General features: G+C 51.9%; 11 protein-coding genes. 3 read left to right on the top strand and 8 right to left on the bottom strand.

The window, feature by feature from the left end; all coding sequences use genetic code 11:
* Positions 1–206: 206 nt before the first annotated feature.
* The 6 genes from pglX to HBN63_RS20205 form a co-directional block, all read right to left on the bottom strand.
* Positions 207–3809 (bottom strand): BREX-1 system adenine-specific DNA-methyltransferase PglX, encoded by a 3603-nt coding sequence (pglX, locus tag HBN63_RS20180; protein WP_170050653.1) that lies wholly within the window; start codon positions 3807–3809, stop codon positions 207–209.
* Positions 3810–3918: 109 nt separating this feature from the next.
* Positions 3919–4578: a hypothetical protein gene (locus HBN63_RS20185; protein ID WP_170050654.1), complete on the bottom strand. Its 660-nt coding sequence runs from the start codon at positions 4576–4578 to the stop codon at positions 3919–3921.
* A 68-nt stretch (positions 4579–4646) separates the two neighbouring features.
* On the bottom strand, positions 4647–8315 hold the full coding sequence (gene brxC, locus HBN63_RS20190) for a BREX system P-loop protein BrxC (RefSeq protein WP_170050655.1): 3669 nt from the start codon (positions 8313–8315) through the stop codon (positions 4647–4649).
* Positions 8316–8329: 14 nt separating this feature from the next.
* The gene (locus tag HBN63_RS20195) at positions 8330–8908 is read right to left on the bottom strand and encodes a DUF1788 domain-containing protein (RefSeq protein WP_170050656.1); all 579 of its coding nucleotides are present in this window, start codon (positions 8906–8908) and stop codon (positions 8330–8332) included.
* Positions 8899–9678 carry a DUF1819 family protein gene (locus HBN63_RS20200; protein WP_223181890.1) on the bottom strand — a complete coding sequence of 260 codons (780 nt, stop codon included), beginning with the start codon at positions 9676–9678 and terminating at the stop codon, positions 8899–8901. Before HBN63_RS20200 ends, HBN63_RS20195 begins: the two co-directional genes overlap by 10 nt.
* Positions 9675–9977 carry a hypothetical protein gene (locus HBN63_RS20205; protein ID WP_170050657.1) on the bottom strand — a complete coding sequence of 101 codons (303 nt, stop codon included), beginning with the start codon at positions 9975–9977 and terminating at the stop codon, positions 9675–9677. Before HBN63_RS20205 ends, HBN63_RS20200 begins: the two co-directional genes overlap by 4 nt.
* Before the next feature lie 119 nt (positions 9978–10096).
* On the opposite strand from HBN63_RS20205, the gene HBN63_RS20210 reads away from it, so the two are divergent.
* Positions 10097–10969, top strand: a complete 873-nt coding sequence (locus tag HBN63_RS20210; RefSeq protein ID WP_170050658.1) for a WYL domain-containing protein — start codon at positions 10097–10099, stop codon at positions 10967–10969.
* A gap of 37 nt (positions 10970–11006) precedes the next feature.
* On the opposite strand, the gene HBN63_RS20215 is transcribed toward HBN63_RS20210, so the two are convergent.
* Complete coding sequence (locus HBN63_RS20215) at positions 11007–13256, bottom strand: plasmid replication protein, CyRepA1 family (protein ID WP_170050659.1); 2250 nt, start codon at positions 13254–13256, stop codon at positions 11007–11009.
* A gap of 639 nt (positions 13257–13895) precedes the next feature.
* Between HBN63_RS20215 and HBN63_RS20220 the strand changes: the two genes are divergently transcribed.
* Together HBN63_RS20220 and HBN63_RS20225 are read left to right on the top strand one after the other, a co-directional pair.
* Positions 13896–15170, top strand: coding sequence for a hypothetical protein (locus tag HBN63_RS20220; RefSeq protein ID WP_170050660.1), 1275 nt, complete (start codon positions 13896–13898; stop codon positions 15168–15170).
* A gap of 814 nt (positions 15171–15984) precedes the next feature.
* The gene (locus HBN63_RS20225) at positions 15985–16239 is read left to right on the top strand and encodes a hypothetical protein (RefSeq protein WP_170050661.1); all 255 of its coding nucleotides are present in this window, start codon (positions 15985–15987) and stop codon (positions 16237–16239) included.
* On the opposite strand, the gene HBN63_RS20230 is transcribed toward HBN63_RS20225, so the two are convergent.
* A partial coding sequence (locus HBN63_RS20230) for a site-specific integrase (RefSeq protein ID WP_223181891.1) occupies positions 16240–17340 on the bottom strand: 1101 nt, incomplete at its 5' end. It lies immediately after the preceding gene.

Below are 17340 nucleotides of genomic sequence, written 5' to 3' on the forward strand. Positions count from 1 at the left end.
TTGGGGTAAGAGCTTCGTTGGCGCATGGAAATCCCGGCGATAAGGGCTATCGCGTCCGCTTAAAAATACGCGGACACCATCGCCCTTAATGCTGGAGTTCGGAAGGTGAGTTGGCCGGACGCTTACCTCATAAATTTTCCTATCAATAATAGACAATCAGGAGCGCATAACGCTCAGCAAGATCCACAACATGGATGACGGCAGGCTTAATCTTCCTTGCCGCCAGTGATGGCTTTCACTTCGGCCAGCAGATTACCAAACTTACCGTAGTTAACCTTTACGCCATCATCTAGGTCGAGGGTGATGCGTTGGTCGGCGTAGGGGCGTAGGTTTTCGTCGAAGCGGCGGAGTTCTTCGAGTTGTTTGGTGAGCTTGTCTTTGCGCTTTTGCAGGGCTTTTTGTTGGGCGCTGCTGGTGGCGTTGTCGATGTCGTCGGTGAGCTTATCGATACGGGCCTGCATACGGCTTTGCAGCGGCACTACGTATTCCATGCGCATGCGAGAGAGCGTGCCCTCGTTGTAGCGGTGCAGGTAAACCAAGCACTCGAAGGCCTTTTGCTTGCCACTGGAGAACAGCCAGTAGATTGGGCGCTTCTTGTAGGTTTGCAGGTGGTCTTTGTAGAAACTGGTGGACAGGTATCGGCGGATGGCTTCGTCGGCTGATTCACCGGACTTGCGGCCCAGGCTATCGGTCAGCCACTCCATGTTTTCCACCAAGGTTTCGTCACCCCAGACCACGTGGACGAACTCGCGCACGCGCTCAGCAGCATCGTCTTCGAACCAAGATTCGTCAGTAATAGGAATTATGCCGTCGACATCTGCCGAGAACATTTTGTATCGAGAGGAATCAAAATCTACGCCGGCACCATGGGCATAAACCAAACCTGGCTCGTCTAGGCTATAACGCCCCATCATACAGCCGATAGAATAAGAGACCAGACTTTGCATATCCCTTTGGCGATCCGCTCGGGATAGAGTAATTTGATCTTCTTCAACATCACATGAAAGCAAGCTCTCAAGTCCGTAAGCTGCAATCAACATCTTATTATTTTCGACCTCAAGCTCACGCATTCGACTAAGACTATAAGCCTTATCACTCTCAACCCTCCTCCAAGCAGAGTCTAAAGAGTCACCACTTATAGCCTTATCCACAATTGGACTGACACTAAACCCCCAGGCTTCTTCGAATGAGTTCCAGTCTGAAGTCGCTATACTTATACACTCCTCTGCTCCATCCAAACCAGCCCCACTCAAAAGAACATCAGCGACCGGCAACCTCATAATATCGCCAACCTGAAATGCCATACTTGGATTGATTATTTTTAAAAAATACGAGCTAACAACAGAGTTAAGATAGGCAACAATACTTTTAACACCCAACCTCACCGAGAATGCACTCATGCCATTTACATCAAATATGAATCCCTCAGGAAAATATCTTGCCCCGAAATACGAAGACCCCAAGAGAGTCCAGCTCGCAGATTCCTTAAAATAATAATCCGGATTTCTTATAACGGAATTAGGACGGAACGACCACAACTCTTCCCCGTCATTCTCCCAATTCACAACATAATCATTGTTTCCAAACCACTTCCTAAATGCCCCTCCCTTATTATAAGGAAACCATTTTGAATGCGACTCTTTAGCTTGCTGCCTACCTGAAACTCCAAATGAGCATTTGGAATTATTGACCTCGTACCAGAACCTTAAGAAACGCCCATTGTCAGCTGTAGCCATTCCCTGCCTAACATCGGCGCATTCAGATATTTTGGGAAGTCTAGAAAAAACTGTAAATACTTCATCTCCAACCCAATAAGCCACAGGAGAACCTGGTATCTCAAAAAAACGCTCTACAGTAGAGTTTTTAAGCCTGTCATTCTTAACCGGAAACTCACAGGGCCTCCCAGCCTCGTCAAGATCTGATAATGCGCAATATGAAAAGCTCCCGACACCTGAGGATATTCTTGAATTCAAAAAAACTGAAGCCGCAGTCCCAAACGCAATACCCATCACGCCATTTGACATATGCAGCAGCGACGAAAGCATCTTCCCATCTAAAAGTTTTCTCCTCACCCCTTCAAAAGTAGGCAGGAACATCCAGCTCTGCATGGTCACCATGCTATGGAAACCGCCATGCCGACACCAAGAAAATCCTCTTTCGATGAACACTGCAAACAAATCAGCTTTACTATCCGGATATGATTTCTTAGCGAACTCTTTCAGGTCAGAGTTCATCCCCTTCTGTCCCATATATGGAGGATTCGCTACCACCGCGTCGTATTGCAACGCAAGCAAACTAGCCGGCCAGGCAAATTGCTCCAACACCTGACTCGCATAACTACGCGACAAGTCATCTCCCTTGCTTCGCACTGTAGCAAGCAGATCAACAATTTTGCCAAGCTTGGCCTTCAGTGTATCTGGCACACTTATCAGCGAACCAAAGGTCTTGCCATGCTCAAACAGCTGAACTAGTTGGCGCAGATCAAGAACGGTAAGCCCGGAGCCATGCTGAGTTTCCAGTTGACCACCGCCGAATAGCTGTCCCGAGTGGAAAGCATCTCCACCTTCAATATGGATAGCGGCATTAAGAATGACACGGGCTATTTCCTCATCTGGCAGACCTGTACTTTGTTGAATGGCCATTACATTGAGGTGTGGCGGATTTCCCTCTTCATCGAATAACCGGCGATCATCCTCGCGAGCCTTCATCAGCAGGGCGAAACCGGCAAGTTGGGCTGCGCGGTCATCGATGTCCAGGCCATATAGGTTCTTTTGCAGGATCAGCCGAGGGATGTCGCGCAGGCGATAACCCCGCTCCTCATAGATGGCGCGAAGCAGGTTGTAGGCTTCGGCCAGAATATGGCCAGAACCGCAGGCTGGATCGAGGACGGTAAGGGATTCGGGATTGAGGGTTCCGCCATCCTCATCCATCCGTACCTTGATCAACGCGTCGAGCTGGGCCTGCACTTCCGGCGTTTGCTCGGCGGGCTCGATGTAGTAAGGCATTTTTTCTTTAAGGCTGGAGCCAGGGTTGGCCATTAGCCATAGGCGACCGAGGCTGTTCTGAACCAGGTACTGAACGATCCAGTTAGGAGTGAACAACTGGGTGGCGGCGGGAATGTCCTCGCTCTTGACCACCTTGCCGATCACCTCATCCTTTTTGTCGCTGATATAGAACTGGTAGAGCCAGCCGATGACCTCGACCTCTTGCCAGTCGGCCTCTTCGATATCGCTGACCAGGTGAGCAATGGGCGAGTCGGTGCGCAGAAGGTTGTCCGGGAGCAGCAGCTCGGTTGCATCGTCCAGTGCTTCAAAAAGGAACGGCATATTGCGGTGCAGCTCGTGGCACTGGGCTAGCAGAATCTCGCGATAAAGGGCTTCGTCCTGATTACCTGCGGTCTTCAGGCGAATAACCTCGGCCTTGTTCAGGCCAGGCAGATCAAGGTGCTGCACGTGATCGAGGATCTCCGGCTGCTGGCCTTGCGGGTGGCTAAGTACGCGGTAGCCATGGCTGAGGTAGCCCTTGAGTTCCATAAAGCGGATGGCTACCAGGCGGTTGAACCAGGTGTAAGCCAAGGCCTCGACAACGGCGCTGAAGCCCTGCTGCTGAATACGCTGAGCCAGAGCCGTACGCTGCTTGGCAACGCTGACCGGGAAAGGCTGGCCAGCAATCAGCAATACGTCGCCCGTTTGTTCGACACTGACCGGCAATGTCGGATCAAGGCCGAGGCGACGGGCACGCAGGGTGACGGCCTCGATAAAGTCGAGACGAGCCTGGGGGGCGTATTTTTTCAGGGCTGAGCGGTTCATTCGGTATTCCTTGCGGGCCGTGGCCTGGTGGTTCTGGCGGACTAGTCAGCCCTATGCCAAAGCTCGCCGTATCCGACGAACTCAGCAGTATTCAGGGATGGTGAGCGCTTCAGAAGTCTTCTGCTGGAGCCTGTTTGACGCTATCCAGCATTTGCTGCTGATAAAGGCCGGGCAGCGTGAACTTGATGAGCAAGGCCGACTCTTCTGCATCTTGCACGACAAACAACTCAGCAGTGCGAGCGCTCGTAGGGGCGGCAACGGTAGCGGCGTGAGCTGTCTTGTGCGCTCTCACTTTCTCGGCGGGCTGCTCAAGAAAGACGTAGGTCAATTGGCCTTGATTGAGATTGAGCGTCTCGTAGTCATTCACCTTGGCTTGGAACGTTTGAACATTCCCGCTTGAGCGAATGGCTTCAACTAAGTCGAACTGATCACTCGCACCGCGCATGCCAACCATGGTGAAACCTTTGACTAATGCGCCAATGGCTTTGACATAGACGTCTTGATCAAACTCCGACGCCAACATCACAGCTTGCAAGCGCTCGCTGGACGGAATTAGTACTGCACCAAAGGTGTGGCCTAAGAACTCAACTTCATCTGTGCACAGCGCTTTTGCGCCAAAGTCTGCTGAGCAATCGTAATAGCCATCGGCCTCGGTAAACGCTGACATGGGAGCATCGTAAGCCCAGGACTTGAATAGTTTGGGCTGCTCGGCAGCAACCGCTTGGGAAGCGAGCAAAAGGCTTGCACAAACAGCAATCAAAGAACGCATAGGGAAATCCTTTTCAGGGGTAGTTGTTTCACCTGCCCACCCAACTAGATGGGCAGATGAGATCAGTATTAACGTATTTCTACACGCTGGTTATCAGCGACTGCCTGCTCAAGCTCTTTACGCAGCTTGGCGAGGAAGTTGTCGATATCGGCTTGTGTTTCGATGTAGCCAGAGCCAGCGAGCAGCTGAGCATCGATAACTCGGCGTTTTTTGACCGGTACGACCGGCGCGACTACAGCCGCTGGTGTATTAACCAACTGAGCGGTGGGTTCTGCCACTGCCACGCCAGGGTTACCGCTACCCGATGTCACCGGTTTGGCCGCCGCTTCACTGGCTGCGGCCTTGGCTTTAGCGGCAGCCTGTTCAGCCAACAGGTGTAGATGGTCGATGGCCGCATCAGCCAGGTCGCGAGCTTCATCCTGCATCTGGCTGATATGAGCCAGGCTGCGCTGTTTGCTAATGCGCTGCCGGAGGTTTTGCAGGGCGAGCAGGCTCTTGTTGCGCTGATCTGTGCTGGCTTGAAGGTCATCCAATTCCGCATTGACCTTGGCTAATTGCTTGTCCAACCAGGCATCTGCACGCTCATGGGCTTCCTTGAGGAAGCCATCGTTGACCTGGGTAATCGTTTGGATCAGCCCGTCACCTTCGCGAATGAGATTGAACGGGGCTTTGGCATTGAGGATTTCGTCAATGCGAGCCAGGGCACGAGCAGCTTTTTCATCTTTCTCCAGCTTGGGCCGGTTGGGCTGGAAGTCCCGCTGCGCCGCACCCAGTTTGTCCCAGGCGGTTTTCTGGCTGCTGTAGAAGTTATCCAGGTCACCGTAACTGTCAGAGAGATCAAGCAGCGCGCTGCGCTCCTTGAGGAACAACTGAATGGCATCAAAGCTATCCGGCGCGGCTTTGAGTTTGCCAATCAGCCTGATGCCCTGGTCAATGTCATCCAACCCTGGGTACTGGCCGGTCTGTGCCAATGCACGCCACTGTTTGAACTCACTCTCCCAGCTGGCCAGGCTGCTTTGCAGAAGGCTATAGAGACTGTCCTCACCATCCGGGGCGATCTTCTGAAACACCTCTTTGAATTGCTGACGGGCTTTTTGCAGCTCGCCAGAGCCGACCTGTTGGCGCTTCTGAATTTCAGTGGTGCGCCATCGGGCCGGGGTGGAGATTTCAGCCCAGATTTGCTGCGGAGCCAGCGGGCCACCATTGCCGATCAGGCTGACTTCGCCCTTGAGCATTAGCCGCACAATCAGCAATACGGTTTCCCATTCTGGCCAACCATATGGACGACGACCGTAGTGGGTCTCCGCGAGGTCATGCAGGACGATGCGACGTGATTGCCCCGCCAGCAATTCAATGTGCTGACTCACCTCTTTCAGTGCGCGCGGATTGGCCTCGCCCGTGCTTTCCAGCCCCAAACCTGGCGTTTGCTGTGTGGCCAGCATGGCCTGGATTTCTTTCTGTGGGTCGCTGCTCAGGTGCTGGATGTAACCCAGTTTGCTAAAGGTATTACGCACCAGGTAGTCGAGCGCCTCTTCGGCCAGCATCGGCGCACTGGAAGCTTTGGTCTCCAGCTTGTTGCCGGCCACGTAAACCTCGGCCTCACGCAGCAGACGATCCACGGTGGTACTCAGGCGCTGGCGGCGCTGGCGGTTTTCCTCGGCACGATCCTGAAGAATGCGCTTGGTGTTATGCGGCAGCGTGCCGTCGTTTTTACGGGTGATGTATTTGTCAGTTTGCAGGTACAGACGCAGCTCACGGGCCAGGTCGCGTTCATCCTCCAGGCGCAAGAGCACACTGCCCTCCCCCTGACTGGATTCAAGAATACAGCGCTGCTCGCTCCAGGTGTCTCGGTCATCCACCAGGGGGCTGATAACCGAGATCAGCAGATCACCATCAACACGGTTGCCCAGGGGGTGAAGATCGCACTGGCGGTTGAGGCCAAAGTCTTTGCCATTGTCGGGGAAACGGAACTTGCGCTGTCCGCGTAGCGCTTCATCAAACAACAGCTGGCCCAGCTCGCGGGCTTCATCGGCGCTGGTGAGGTCGACATCCTTGATCTCACGGCTGATGTCGCGCTCTTCGTTAGTCAGAAAGAAGAAGTCATCACCGTTCCGGCTGACCAGGGTTTCCTTCTCCAGGCGCTGGAGGCTGTCTTCAATCTGCTTACGCAGGCCTTGGCGGTCGGCGTCAATCTCGTCGATAAACAGGGTGATCAGGTTGTCGACGTTGCCCTTGATCTCATCGACATAGCGGATGAGGAACAGGGTCTTCAGCACCAAGGGGTCGAACTCTTGCAGGCTTGGGTTGCTGGCGGCGTTGTCGATGGTCGATTTGACCACGCCCTCAAGGAAGCCTTCGATGGACGGATAGAAGCGGTAAAGCGGTACCAGGACGCCGACGTTGTTTTCACTGACGGCCTTGGCCGCCGACTGGAAGGCATCCAGCAGCGAGCGCTCGCCTCGGGCCAGGTGTGTACCGGTAGCGCCAGCCTTGCGGATGCTTTCGAAAATGCGCTGCACGAGCTGAAACTGATACGGCACAAAGGGGTAAACGGCGGCGAAGTTATCTTCGTCAGTGAACGCTTTATAGGTGCGCCCGGTGTTGGTGAAGCTGAGCTGGTTGCGCAGGATGTCGGCCTTCTCGCGGTAGATCTTGCGCAGGGCATCCTTGGGCTCAGGTTCTTTGTCGAGCAGACGACGCTGGATGACCTCATCGACGTTACCGCTGGACAGCGACAGGCGGGTTTTGAAGCGACCCTGAATCTTGGAGAAGTCGTTGGCCTTGGAGGCGCGCACTTCTCCCAATACAGCATCGATGTCTTCCTGCGAGGTGACCAGAACCCAAGCGCGACCACCGCAGATCGTGCCGAGGTTTTCGGTGATGGTTTGCAGACTGAGCATCAGGTGGGTGTCCTGGCCAATGAACTGACCGACTTCGTCCACCAGGAACACGATGCGCTGATCCTTGCCGCGCTTATCCAGGTACTCCTTCACCCACTTGGCGAAGCTTTCCACATTGAGGCTGAAGTCGTTTTCAAAACGTTCCACCCAAGCGTCGGCATCTTTGATTTCCTGCCCGAGGGTTTGCGACAGAGCAGTAGCCAGTGCATCAACCTGGAAATGATAGGCGTCGCGCTCATCTTCCCAGGTGGAACCTGACGCGTCGGCAAACGCCTGCTTGAACGCAGCAAACTTGCCTAGGTCATCCAGGTGGCGCTCCATGTGGGCGATATGCGGGTGATCACCGCAGAAGCCCAAGCGCTCATTGAAGATCTTAAGAAAGACACGAAGGATGGCATCGCGGCCATCACCGCTATCAGCCTTGCTGTCGATGTTGAACAGCAGCACATCGGTCTCGGCGGCGATGGCACGCTTGATGTCGGCAGCGAGCATCGGGTCGGCAATTTTGCGCTCGAAGAAATCGATGGCCTGCCGCGTTTCGCCGTCCTTGCTGACCTGCTTGTTCTCCAACAGGTAAGAGAGGATTTTCAGGAAGTGCGATTTACCCGAACCGAAGAAACCAGAGATCCACACCCCCACTCGCCCAGACGCATCCTGGGGGTTGTCCAGGGCCGCCAGGTAGCTTTCAAAAAAGCTACGCAGGTGCTGATCCAGCTCACGGGTGATGACGTACTCATCCAGCTCTTGCCAGACGGACTCAGCATCATCCTGATCAGCCTTGATCACGCCATTGATGGAGCGGTGAATGGAGCGGGTAAACAGACTCTTGATTTGCACGGTGGACATCCTTTTCAGCTCACCAGTCGGAAAGCACGGTAATAAGGTTTCTCGCCCAGCTGTCCGAACAGCTTTAGCGACTGGCCGTCATAGAGGCCTGGATAGAACACCACCAGCGGGGTCTGCCCCATGAAAGGCTGGAGGTTGTTCAGGAGGTTGTGGGTGCGGATCAGTGGATAGGCACTGCCGACACCATTGATGACCAGCAAGCCGTACTCATTGGGCGGATAGCGATCAACCAGCTCTTTGGCCACCTTGCCTGCATCCAGTGGTGCCTTGAGGGCTTTTTGCAGAGCCTCGTCGCCCTTCTGCGCTTGCAGGTCGATGGACTTATCCAGCAGCTTGCGGTTGTTGAGCATTTCCAGCAGCAGCTCAAACAGGTTGATGAACGCAACCTTCAGCTCTGGGCGACGTTTGCTGATAGCGCCTTCGAGAAACCGCACATGCTCACGCACCTGCATCTCATCTTGAGGCGGATAGTCAAAGGCATAGAACGGCACTTCGTTGCCCAGACCTTGACCACCGAGAAAGTCATCGGAGGTGACCTTCTCCAGAATTTTATTGAGGCGTTCGTCGAGGTCGTTCACGGGCATACCTGGAGGCAATCGAGCACGTACTGCTCATTGTGTTGACGTAAATAATGAAGAACCGCAGGTTCAATCTGCTGACTGCGTAGGCGCAAGCTGCGGGTGTTCTCGATGAAACCAGCCTCCGCCAGCATACGCATGGCGTTTTGCCTTAACTTAACCCGTGTGGAGTCGCTGAGGGTAGGCATGTTCGGCTGTGAACGCAGGCTGTCTTCGATGTAGGCATCCCAATGCCGTGCTTCCAGATGGGTGGCGAAGCGGCGGAACTGGTCACGCACGACGGTACGCATGAAGTCCCCAAATAGTGGCGAGAACTTGACCGTGGCGGCAAGAACAGCATGCGTCGCTACAGGAGCGCTGCCATCGCGCACCAACTCCCATAGACCAGCCCCCATCGTTTGCAGACGCGAGCGCGCCAAGGTGGCGTAGGAGTCGGCGGTTTTGGCTGTGCGTTTTTGCAGCACATTTAAGTCGCGCACCTGTTTATCCCAGTCGCTGCCTTCTACGCCCTGTAACAAAAGGCCTGCGATGATCCGCGACTCAGGCACGATCAATGAGCATTTGGTGAAATTGGCTTGGTATGGGCTGCTCACGAACAACACTTTCTCTTCAAATACGCTAATCGACGTATTTTGAGAGGCCATCCTAGTTAATGCCAGCATTAAGGCCACTTGGGCCGATTCAATCACCCAGAACAGAGATGGAACCTTGGCCAGCAGTCGATTTGCGATCTCTTGACGTACGCCATGGGGTTTTAAGAGCATTGCTGTAGTCATTCGCCCCTCCCCGTCATTTGCAGCGCTTCATCCTCAATAACGGTCTCCAGAAGGTAGACTTTTCGCTCCAGCTGAGCGACATGCGAACACTCGGCGCGGAGTGCTGCTTGCAGCTCAGCATGCTGATCCAGCAACTCTCGACGCTCAGCACGCATCACCTCAGCCTGCTTAAGCAATTCCAGCCGAGCTGAGCGCAGCCCACGAATACGCAATTGCTGGAACAACATGGCCAGCGCAAGCAGCAAGACCAAGCCTGCGGCCAATCCAGTAACCATCCATAGCTGTGAGAGTGCTGTCACTTCGAGCCTCCAATCACGCAAGGGCTTCCTTGCGACATGGATAGACTGTATGTAGCCTAGCTTTACATATCCAGAGTGTTTACTTGAACAGGTAAACTTTTCATGCAGATGGAGTGGCAATGAAACGCAAGCAGTCAATTGAGCAGGTACGTTGGGATCTCGCGCTTCGCTACCGTTTGATCGAAACCGTGGCGTGGTGGGAGGGCCGACTAACCACCAACCACCTGATCCAGAGCTTTGGGATCAGCAGACAGCAGGCCTCCAAGGACATAAATACCTACATTACGGAACATGCGCCGAAAAATCTTACATATGACAAGCACCTGAAGGGCTACGTACCGGCAAAGGGCTTTAAACCGCTGTTCATAGATGACAGTGCAAGCGCTTACCTTCACCTGCTGAATCAGAACCACGAAAGAGCCCCGCATATCGAAGGCCTTGCCCTGGCGTACGCCCACACAGAGGTTCTTCAGGTACCGGATCGCTCCGTTCGCCCAGAGATACTGAGACCGTTACTCAAGGCCTGCCGAGAAGGCCTTCGCCTTGAATGCGAGTATGTGTCCCTGGCTAACCCAGAGCCGGAAACGCGCCTGATCGTCCCGCACATACTCATCTACACCGGCATGCGCTGGCATGTCAGGGCGTATTGCGAAAAGAATCGTGATTATCGAGATTTTGTGTTGAGCCGGTTCCGGGGTGACCCAGACGTGCTTGATCATTCAGAAATGGCACGAGAGGCAGACGATGACTGGCTAGCTGAGGTCAGCATCATCATAGAACCTGACCCACGCCTGAAGCCTGCACAGCGTGCTGTCATCGAAGCTGACTACGGCATGCAAAATGGTCAGCTAGTCGTTGAGAGTCGTGGCGCATTGGTTCAGTACGTGTTGCAGCGTTATCAGATCGACCTCCACAAGATTCAGACGAAGGCTAGTGCACAGCAGATCATTGTCGCCAACTTGGATGAGTTACGGTCATGGTTGTACCAGTGAATAACGCTCGCTGGGCACCATCCTATAGCCCAAAGTCTCAAATTATATAAGTCAACATATGATCATATGAACACTTCTTGATGATGTAGTAAGTGCCGCTTTTGCCCCCATTAACTTTCTTTGTCTTCAAACCCAGCTGACTCATGAGCTTAGTGACTGCGGCTTGCTTGGCTTTTGTGGTTGATGCCTTGCCGATGCTCAGGCCCAGGCGGATCACGTCCATGCGCATGGCGTTGAGAGTGTCGAATAGTGCGGTACTGCTTTCTGCTGTCCAGTTCTTTTGTTCAAGCATGTGCAGAGCGGCGGTTTTCAGAGCTGTGAAGATCTTGCCTTGGGCACCATCGCCGTCGCTTCCGTGCATCTTCCGGAAGCGGTTGATTGTGTCTTCGCCATTCCCAAATTTCCAAACATTTGCATCTTCCCTGGTCAGCTCTCGGAGCCCGATCACTTCCTCAGCACGTGCACGGATCACTTCGAAGTGCTCGATCTCATCAGCAGAACCAGCGTCTTTTACCTGAGCAACCGTTTCCTTTTTTGCGGCCTTGCTGGCCATGACTTTTTCGGCCGCCATCGCATTCACTTCTTTGCGGCCTTGGCTCTCTGCTACGAAGCCCAGGCGGGCCATCTCGTCGCTGTGCTCCAGCACGTCAACCGAGAAACCTTGGCTAATGAGGGTTGCTGGCAGACTGTTCTGGATGTTGTCACGGAGCCATGCCTCATCGCTCATGTGCTCATATCTCATTTCTTCGAACGCCGATGGTTTGATGTCAAAGTCCAGAGCTTCTATCAGCACCGCTTTCAAGCTTTCATCGATGTCAGCAGCCTCGATAGCGGCTCGCGTTGTTGGTGCTTCTGTGCGGCGCTCCATGGCCTCTAGTTGCTCTTGCTTGGAGTATTCAGGGGTCTTCATTCCAACGATGAACTCGACTGCCGTGCGGTCGCGGCGGAGCATCTGAATCGCGTCTGACGGCACTACTTGACCAGAGAAAAGACCGAAGTGTTTTTTGAAATGGCCACTCGTAATGGACAGAGCAGAAGTGATCACAGGGCTGTAGATGACGACCTGGTGATCCGTGGAATTCGGGTTAGCGATAAAGGCTGCTTGATCTTTCCACTTTGCGTTTTCGCTAGTGATCACAAGAGCGTCGATGCCAGCTTTTTTCTTGATCGCAGCAGCCAGGGCTTTTGCAGACTTAGCACCGTCGCAAGAGACAAGCACCGTTTCACCCTCAATCGCAGCTTCGATAACCAAACCGCGCACATGCTCGATGTCAGCTGTCTTAACTTTGATGTCGCTGTGATCGCGCTTCAAGCTGTACAGCGTGTGATCCCATCCGATCATGTTCACGCAACGCGCATTGATGTCAGCGTCTGCCATTACGACTGTAGGAGCGTTTTTGACAACAAAATTCAGGGCGTTCCAAACGGCCTCGCGGGCTTTTACTTCGCCGCCGAGGACGTGGCTGATGACTTGAGATGCTTCGTCGATGATCACAACGTCAGCGCTTTCGATGAAGCTTTTGAACTTGTCGGCGCTGAGTGAGTTGACGACGATTTTGAGGGCGCGTGCGTTTTTGATGATTTCTGGCGAAGTGCATTCGTCGTAAGAGACCATGCCAGTGATGCCGTTGCAGATGTTTGCGTTGATCGAACGGCGATGGCTGATGACCAAGACTTTAAGGCCGATTTCGATTGACTCACGGACGACCGGGTCGATTATTTCTGAAGTTTTTCCGTAGGCCGTGGGCAGGTTTAGAAGGTACTTGCCGCCGTGCGTGCAGATCTCTTCTTTGATGACCGCTGGGCTTTCAGGGGCTTGTGCGTACATGTCAGCGTATATAGAAGACATGTGCTGAGTGCGTCTGTGCAGCTCTGCGCTCATCTTTTCAAGCTTGCGCTCGATCAAGTAGCGGCAGTAAGCCGGGCTTTCGCTAGATGCCAGCGCGAGCATTTCAGACTTGCCCGCAATGTCGCCGGTTAAAAAAGCGTCCCTGGCGAGCTCGTAAGCGGCGCGGTGCAGTGCTTCTTTGCTTGAGTCGTTACGTGCGATGAGCATTGCTATGTCAAGCTTGCGCATACTGTAGATACTGTCAGCAATGACCACGCCTTTTTCTGCTATGCCTGATGCTGTTTTGTAAGCAGCGGCGATAGCTGGCATTACGCCTGATTCTACGCCGATTATTCTTTTCGTAGTTGGGTAATCTGCCTTAAGTGATACTGCTTTAGCTAAAACGTCAGCAGTAGTGATTGTCTCGAAACCGTCAATTTCTGTATTTAGTGCGTACATAGTTATTACTCTAAGTGGTTGATGCTGAGTCTCACCTCAGCAACTCTAGTATCACAGTGAGCTTTATATAGTGCAATACCCATTACTATAGACACTTACGGACATTTACATATACTTTCGGATATTTGCGGATATTTGCGGATATATGCGGATATATGCGGATATATGCGGATATATGCGGAGTTAGCAGGTTGCGGGCCGAGCTTCTTTTATAGTGTAACAAGCTTTTCATTCTTAAGAGTTTTACAAAACCGGAGAAAAGAAACAGATCCCAGGCACAAGCATGGAGCGCACCTTCTCTTCTTTTCTTCTTATTAAGGTGTAGAGCGAGTATAGCGCGTGGACAATGTATGGAAAGACACACATACTTTGATACATGATGTAGTAATGCGTTTGAAAGCACACAGCGCGCGCATGCCCTTGCCCGGCTTTCTCCGGCTCTTAAAAACTCTTAAAAATGAAAAGCTAGAAATGCAGCAACCCGCAACCATCCCAAACTATCCCTATATCTCCGCAAATGTCCCAAAGTATATGTAAATGTCTGTAAGTGTCCATAGTGCGGGGTATTGCGCAATAAAAATCTCACTGTAATAATGTAGTTGCTGGCATGAGAACCAGACAACAACAAGAGTAAATACAATGACCTTTAAGTACGCGATACAAAGAACTGCACACACTGTCGAAGTAATAAATCGCCAGGCCGACAATTTCTACAGCTTCTTCGAAACGGAGCTTGCAGACATGCGAGTAAGCCCAGAAAAAGTCGGTAAGACATTTATACCAGGCGCCTTCAGACTACCAAGCCGCACTGCCGACAACGTTTCTGAGATGCATATAGCTGTCTTCGATATCGACCAAAAGCCCGAAGACGACATCATCACGCTCGAAGAAATAGAGGACGTGGCGATAGATATGGGACTTGAGCACGCTGTTTATACTAGCTACTCAAACACCCCTGAATGCCCTCGTTTCCGCCTCCTAATACCCTTTAGCCGCCCAGTTTACCCGGAAGAATATCCATTCATCATGTCAGCCCTGGTAGAGGATTTTGACGAGTTCCTAGACGGTCGTTTCTCTAAAGTCCTTGATCGCTGCTGGAAGAACGAGCTATCGCGCTGCTACTACACATTCACAGTGCACCCTGACCGTCTTAACGGAGCCATCAGTTTCTTCAATCCTGGCAATACTCTGGACGTTGATGAAACTAAAATTAGACAGTCCACATACGGTCAAGACATCGAATACGCATCAACTTCCAAAGCACGAAAGTCCGGAACCTTCATAGGCGCTGTCGGCAGATCCTATGAGTTAACTAGGCTGCTTGGCGCAATGTTCCGAGGTTCGACAGAAGAAGAAATATTCCAGCGCCTCATCGACTTTGACGCTAAAGAAAATGCGGGCGATGAGTATTTCCGCGATACTCAGTACAACAAGCACAAGCCAAAACCAGGCGAGAATTTGGAGCAAGCGCGTATTAGATCGGCCCGATCTTTCGTTAAAACTCACATCAGCTGGCTAAGAAGGAAAGTCAAATCAGACTTCAAAATCATCAACAAACCCGGCAAAAACGTTGGTGCAGTAGCCCAGCATGACGCCGTAATTCAAATCTACAAGGCCGAAAACATAGAAAAAGCCGGCAAAGAAACAACAAAACTGAGCTGCAAAATCATCTCAGGAGAACATGCCGGGGCAATTTTCTGGCACACACTCTTCGGAACCGGCTACAGCGACCAAGCAATTCAAGTAAGCCAAGATCTCGCAGACAGAGCAAAGAAGGCATCTAAACAAGAAATTAACAGCATCAAGGACATGATTAAACTCTCAGGGAAGATAGTTAAAGCCCGCATTAAATACAAACCAGGCACTAACGGGTTTCCAGCACAAAACGAGATTGGCAATATCTACATAGAATAAGCCAACAACCACCCAAAGCCCCTAACCTAAGGGGCTTTTTTAATCCCCAAAACATAATAACAACCACCCAACAATCAACTAAAAACAACAGCCCTTTTTGAGAGCAACTAAAACCGCCCTTGTTTGAAAGCAAAACCGCTTTAGTTTGCCGTCAAATGATTTTCTATTGTTCTCAAAGTTGTGGGTTTTGTGCTCAAAAAAGTTGATTTATTTGTTGAAATGATACTAAAAAGCTACACTTACTTAATGTTTGTGCTATTATAAAGATGTAGGCATTGCCCAATTCCTTGTCTATACACTCTCTTGTTGTTGATGTACGAGCCCCGCAGATCTCACGGCTTACACTGCGGGGCTTTTTCTTGCCTGCGTTTTACCGTTCGTCGGATGCGAAATGGCGATGAGCGGTAGTTTTATGGGGTTTTTGGGTGTTTTTTGATCGATTTTGGTGTCGAGAGTATACCATCTCTATACTGTCACTCGGATTATTGGCAAAATGTCAATACTTGCCGCTGCTTTTTTCGTTGACTGGTTACTCATCCAGTGTTTTGATTGGTCTCAATTGACAGGGAAAAAGGGTTCTCGGTCTTGCGTGAGTTATCAGTATGTATACTTTTCCAAACGATCTGGTGAGACAGACGGCAGCAGCAGAAATACTCGGTGTATCAGTCAACACGCTGATTGCATGGCGAGCCAAGAGGTGGCGAAGTGCGTCGATCCCCGAGATTCCAGGGCATTATAAACGCGGCAAAATCACCCTTTATTCAGTGCAGGAACTCCAGAAGTACGTCGAAATGACGACACGGAGGGGCTTCTAATGAGCGAAGTTATCTATGTAGCAGGCATGGCAGCGATGCTGGGTAAGACAGAATCTTCGATCAGGGAGGGTTTGCGGAGGCGAGTTCCATGGCTTCCTGCGAGTTTTAAGATTGCCGGGCAGCATGCTTGGATAAAGTCGGACGTTATGACTTTTATACGCGGGCTTTCTGTTACAGAAGCAGTGCCGCCAGCAGCTACGCCGAAAGCAAAACCGGGCAGAAAGAGGAGAATTCCGCCCGTTTACTATGCTTAATCAGCCAAGTTTTTTTGCTACATCTTCGGGCTTTAAGTGCGTGTATCTCATCAGCTGAGTGAGAGACTTATGGCCCGTTACGACCTGTGCCTCTACGATACTCAGTCCTTTTTCAAAGAGTCGGCTCGTCGCTTCGTGCCGCATATCGTGAAATTTAATATCGCTTACTCCAGCCTTTTTCCTGATCAAAGCCATGTAATTCGTCACGGTATTAGGCCGCAAGCTGAAGCACTTTCCGTCTTTCTGCTCAGGAATCTGGGCTAGAAGTTCGATTGCCTTCTTAGAAAGAGGCACTTTTCTGTCGGTGCCGTTTTTAGTGTCATCCAGCTTTGCGATGCATCCATTGATCTGCTCGCGAGTGAGCGTCAAAAGCTCTGTTCGCCGCATAGCAGTCTCGATAGAAAGCAGAATAATAAGAGCCAATTCAGGCGTCTTCTCGGTCGCTGCGGCCAGCAATTTTTCCATTTCCTGATCTGTAAGGCGCCTGTCTCTTGCGTTCCTTACTACCGGAAGCTTAACGCTGGCCATGGGATTTTTAAGACCAGACATACCCCACTCGGAGTCGTATGCCTTGAAAACAACGCTGATGATCGATAGCTCGCTGCGGATCGTTGATGCAGAAGCCCCATCCTTTTTTCGCTTATCTCGATACCGCGATAGATCTTGAGATGTAATGTCTGCCAGCGCCTTTTCGGATAGCGGATTCTCAAGCCAGACTTTGATCCTGTCTCGCTCTTGCTTCGCACCTTTCTTGCTGGGTGTTACTTCATCCACGTATTTTCTTAGACCATCAGCCAGCGTGGTTTTTGTAGCTTCTCGGAGATCTACAAAACGACCTGCGACCATCGAGGCTTCCATCTGCTGAGCCCAGGCTTTGGCCTCATCTTCACTGTCAAAAGTGGCGTTGTGTTCCGGAAAACCTTTCCTTCTGATTTGCACCCGAAAAGTTCCGTTTTTTCGTTTTTCGACGTACGCTGCGGATTCCACGGTCATCTGGCCACCCATTCCATGAGCATCTGACCACCGATTCCACGCTGATCCGGCCACCCATTCCACGCGCATCCGGCCACTGATTCCACGGCCATCCGGCCACTCAACCGG

Source organism: Pseudomonas sp. WS 5011 (assembly GCF_012985775.1).
In the GTDB taxonomy this organism is placed as follows: Bacteria; Pseudomonadota; Gammaproteobacteria; order Pseudomonadales; family Pseudomonadaceae; genus Aquipseudomonas; species Aquipseudomonas peli.

Coding starts and splice junctions, on each gene's coding strand:
- pglX (WP_170050653.1), bottom strand. CDS start 3,809: ATGAACCGCTCAGCCCTGAAAAAATACGCCCCCCAGGCTCGTCTCGAC.
- HBN63_RS20185 (WP_170050654.1), bottom strand. CDS start 4,578: ATGCGTTCTTTGATTGCTGTTTGTGCAAGCCTTTTGCTCGCTTCCCAA.
- HBN63_RS20195 (WP_170050656.1), bottom strand. CDS start 8,908: ATGCCCGTGAACGACCTCGACGAACGCCTCAATAAAATTCTGGAGAAG.
- HBN63_RS20200 (WP_223181890.1), bottom strand. CDS start 9,678: ATGACTACAGCAATGCTCTTAAAACCCCATGGCGTACGTCAAGAGATC.
- HBN63_RS20210 (WP_170050658.1), top strand. CDS start 10,097: ATGAAACGCAAGCAGTCAATTGAGCAGGTACGTTGGGATCTCGCGCTT.
- HBN63_RS20215 (WP_170050659.1), bottom strand. CDS start 13,256: ATGTACGCACTAAATACAGAAATTGACGGTTTCGAGACAATCACTACT.
- HBN63_RS20220 (WP_170050660.1), top strand. CDS start 13,896: ATGACCTTTAAGTACGCGATACAAAGAACTGCACACACTGTCGAAGTA.
- HBN63_RS20225 (WP_170050661.1), top strand. CDS start 15,985: ATGAGCGAAGTTATCTATGTAGCAGGCATGGCAGCGATGCTGGGTAAG.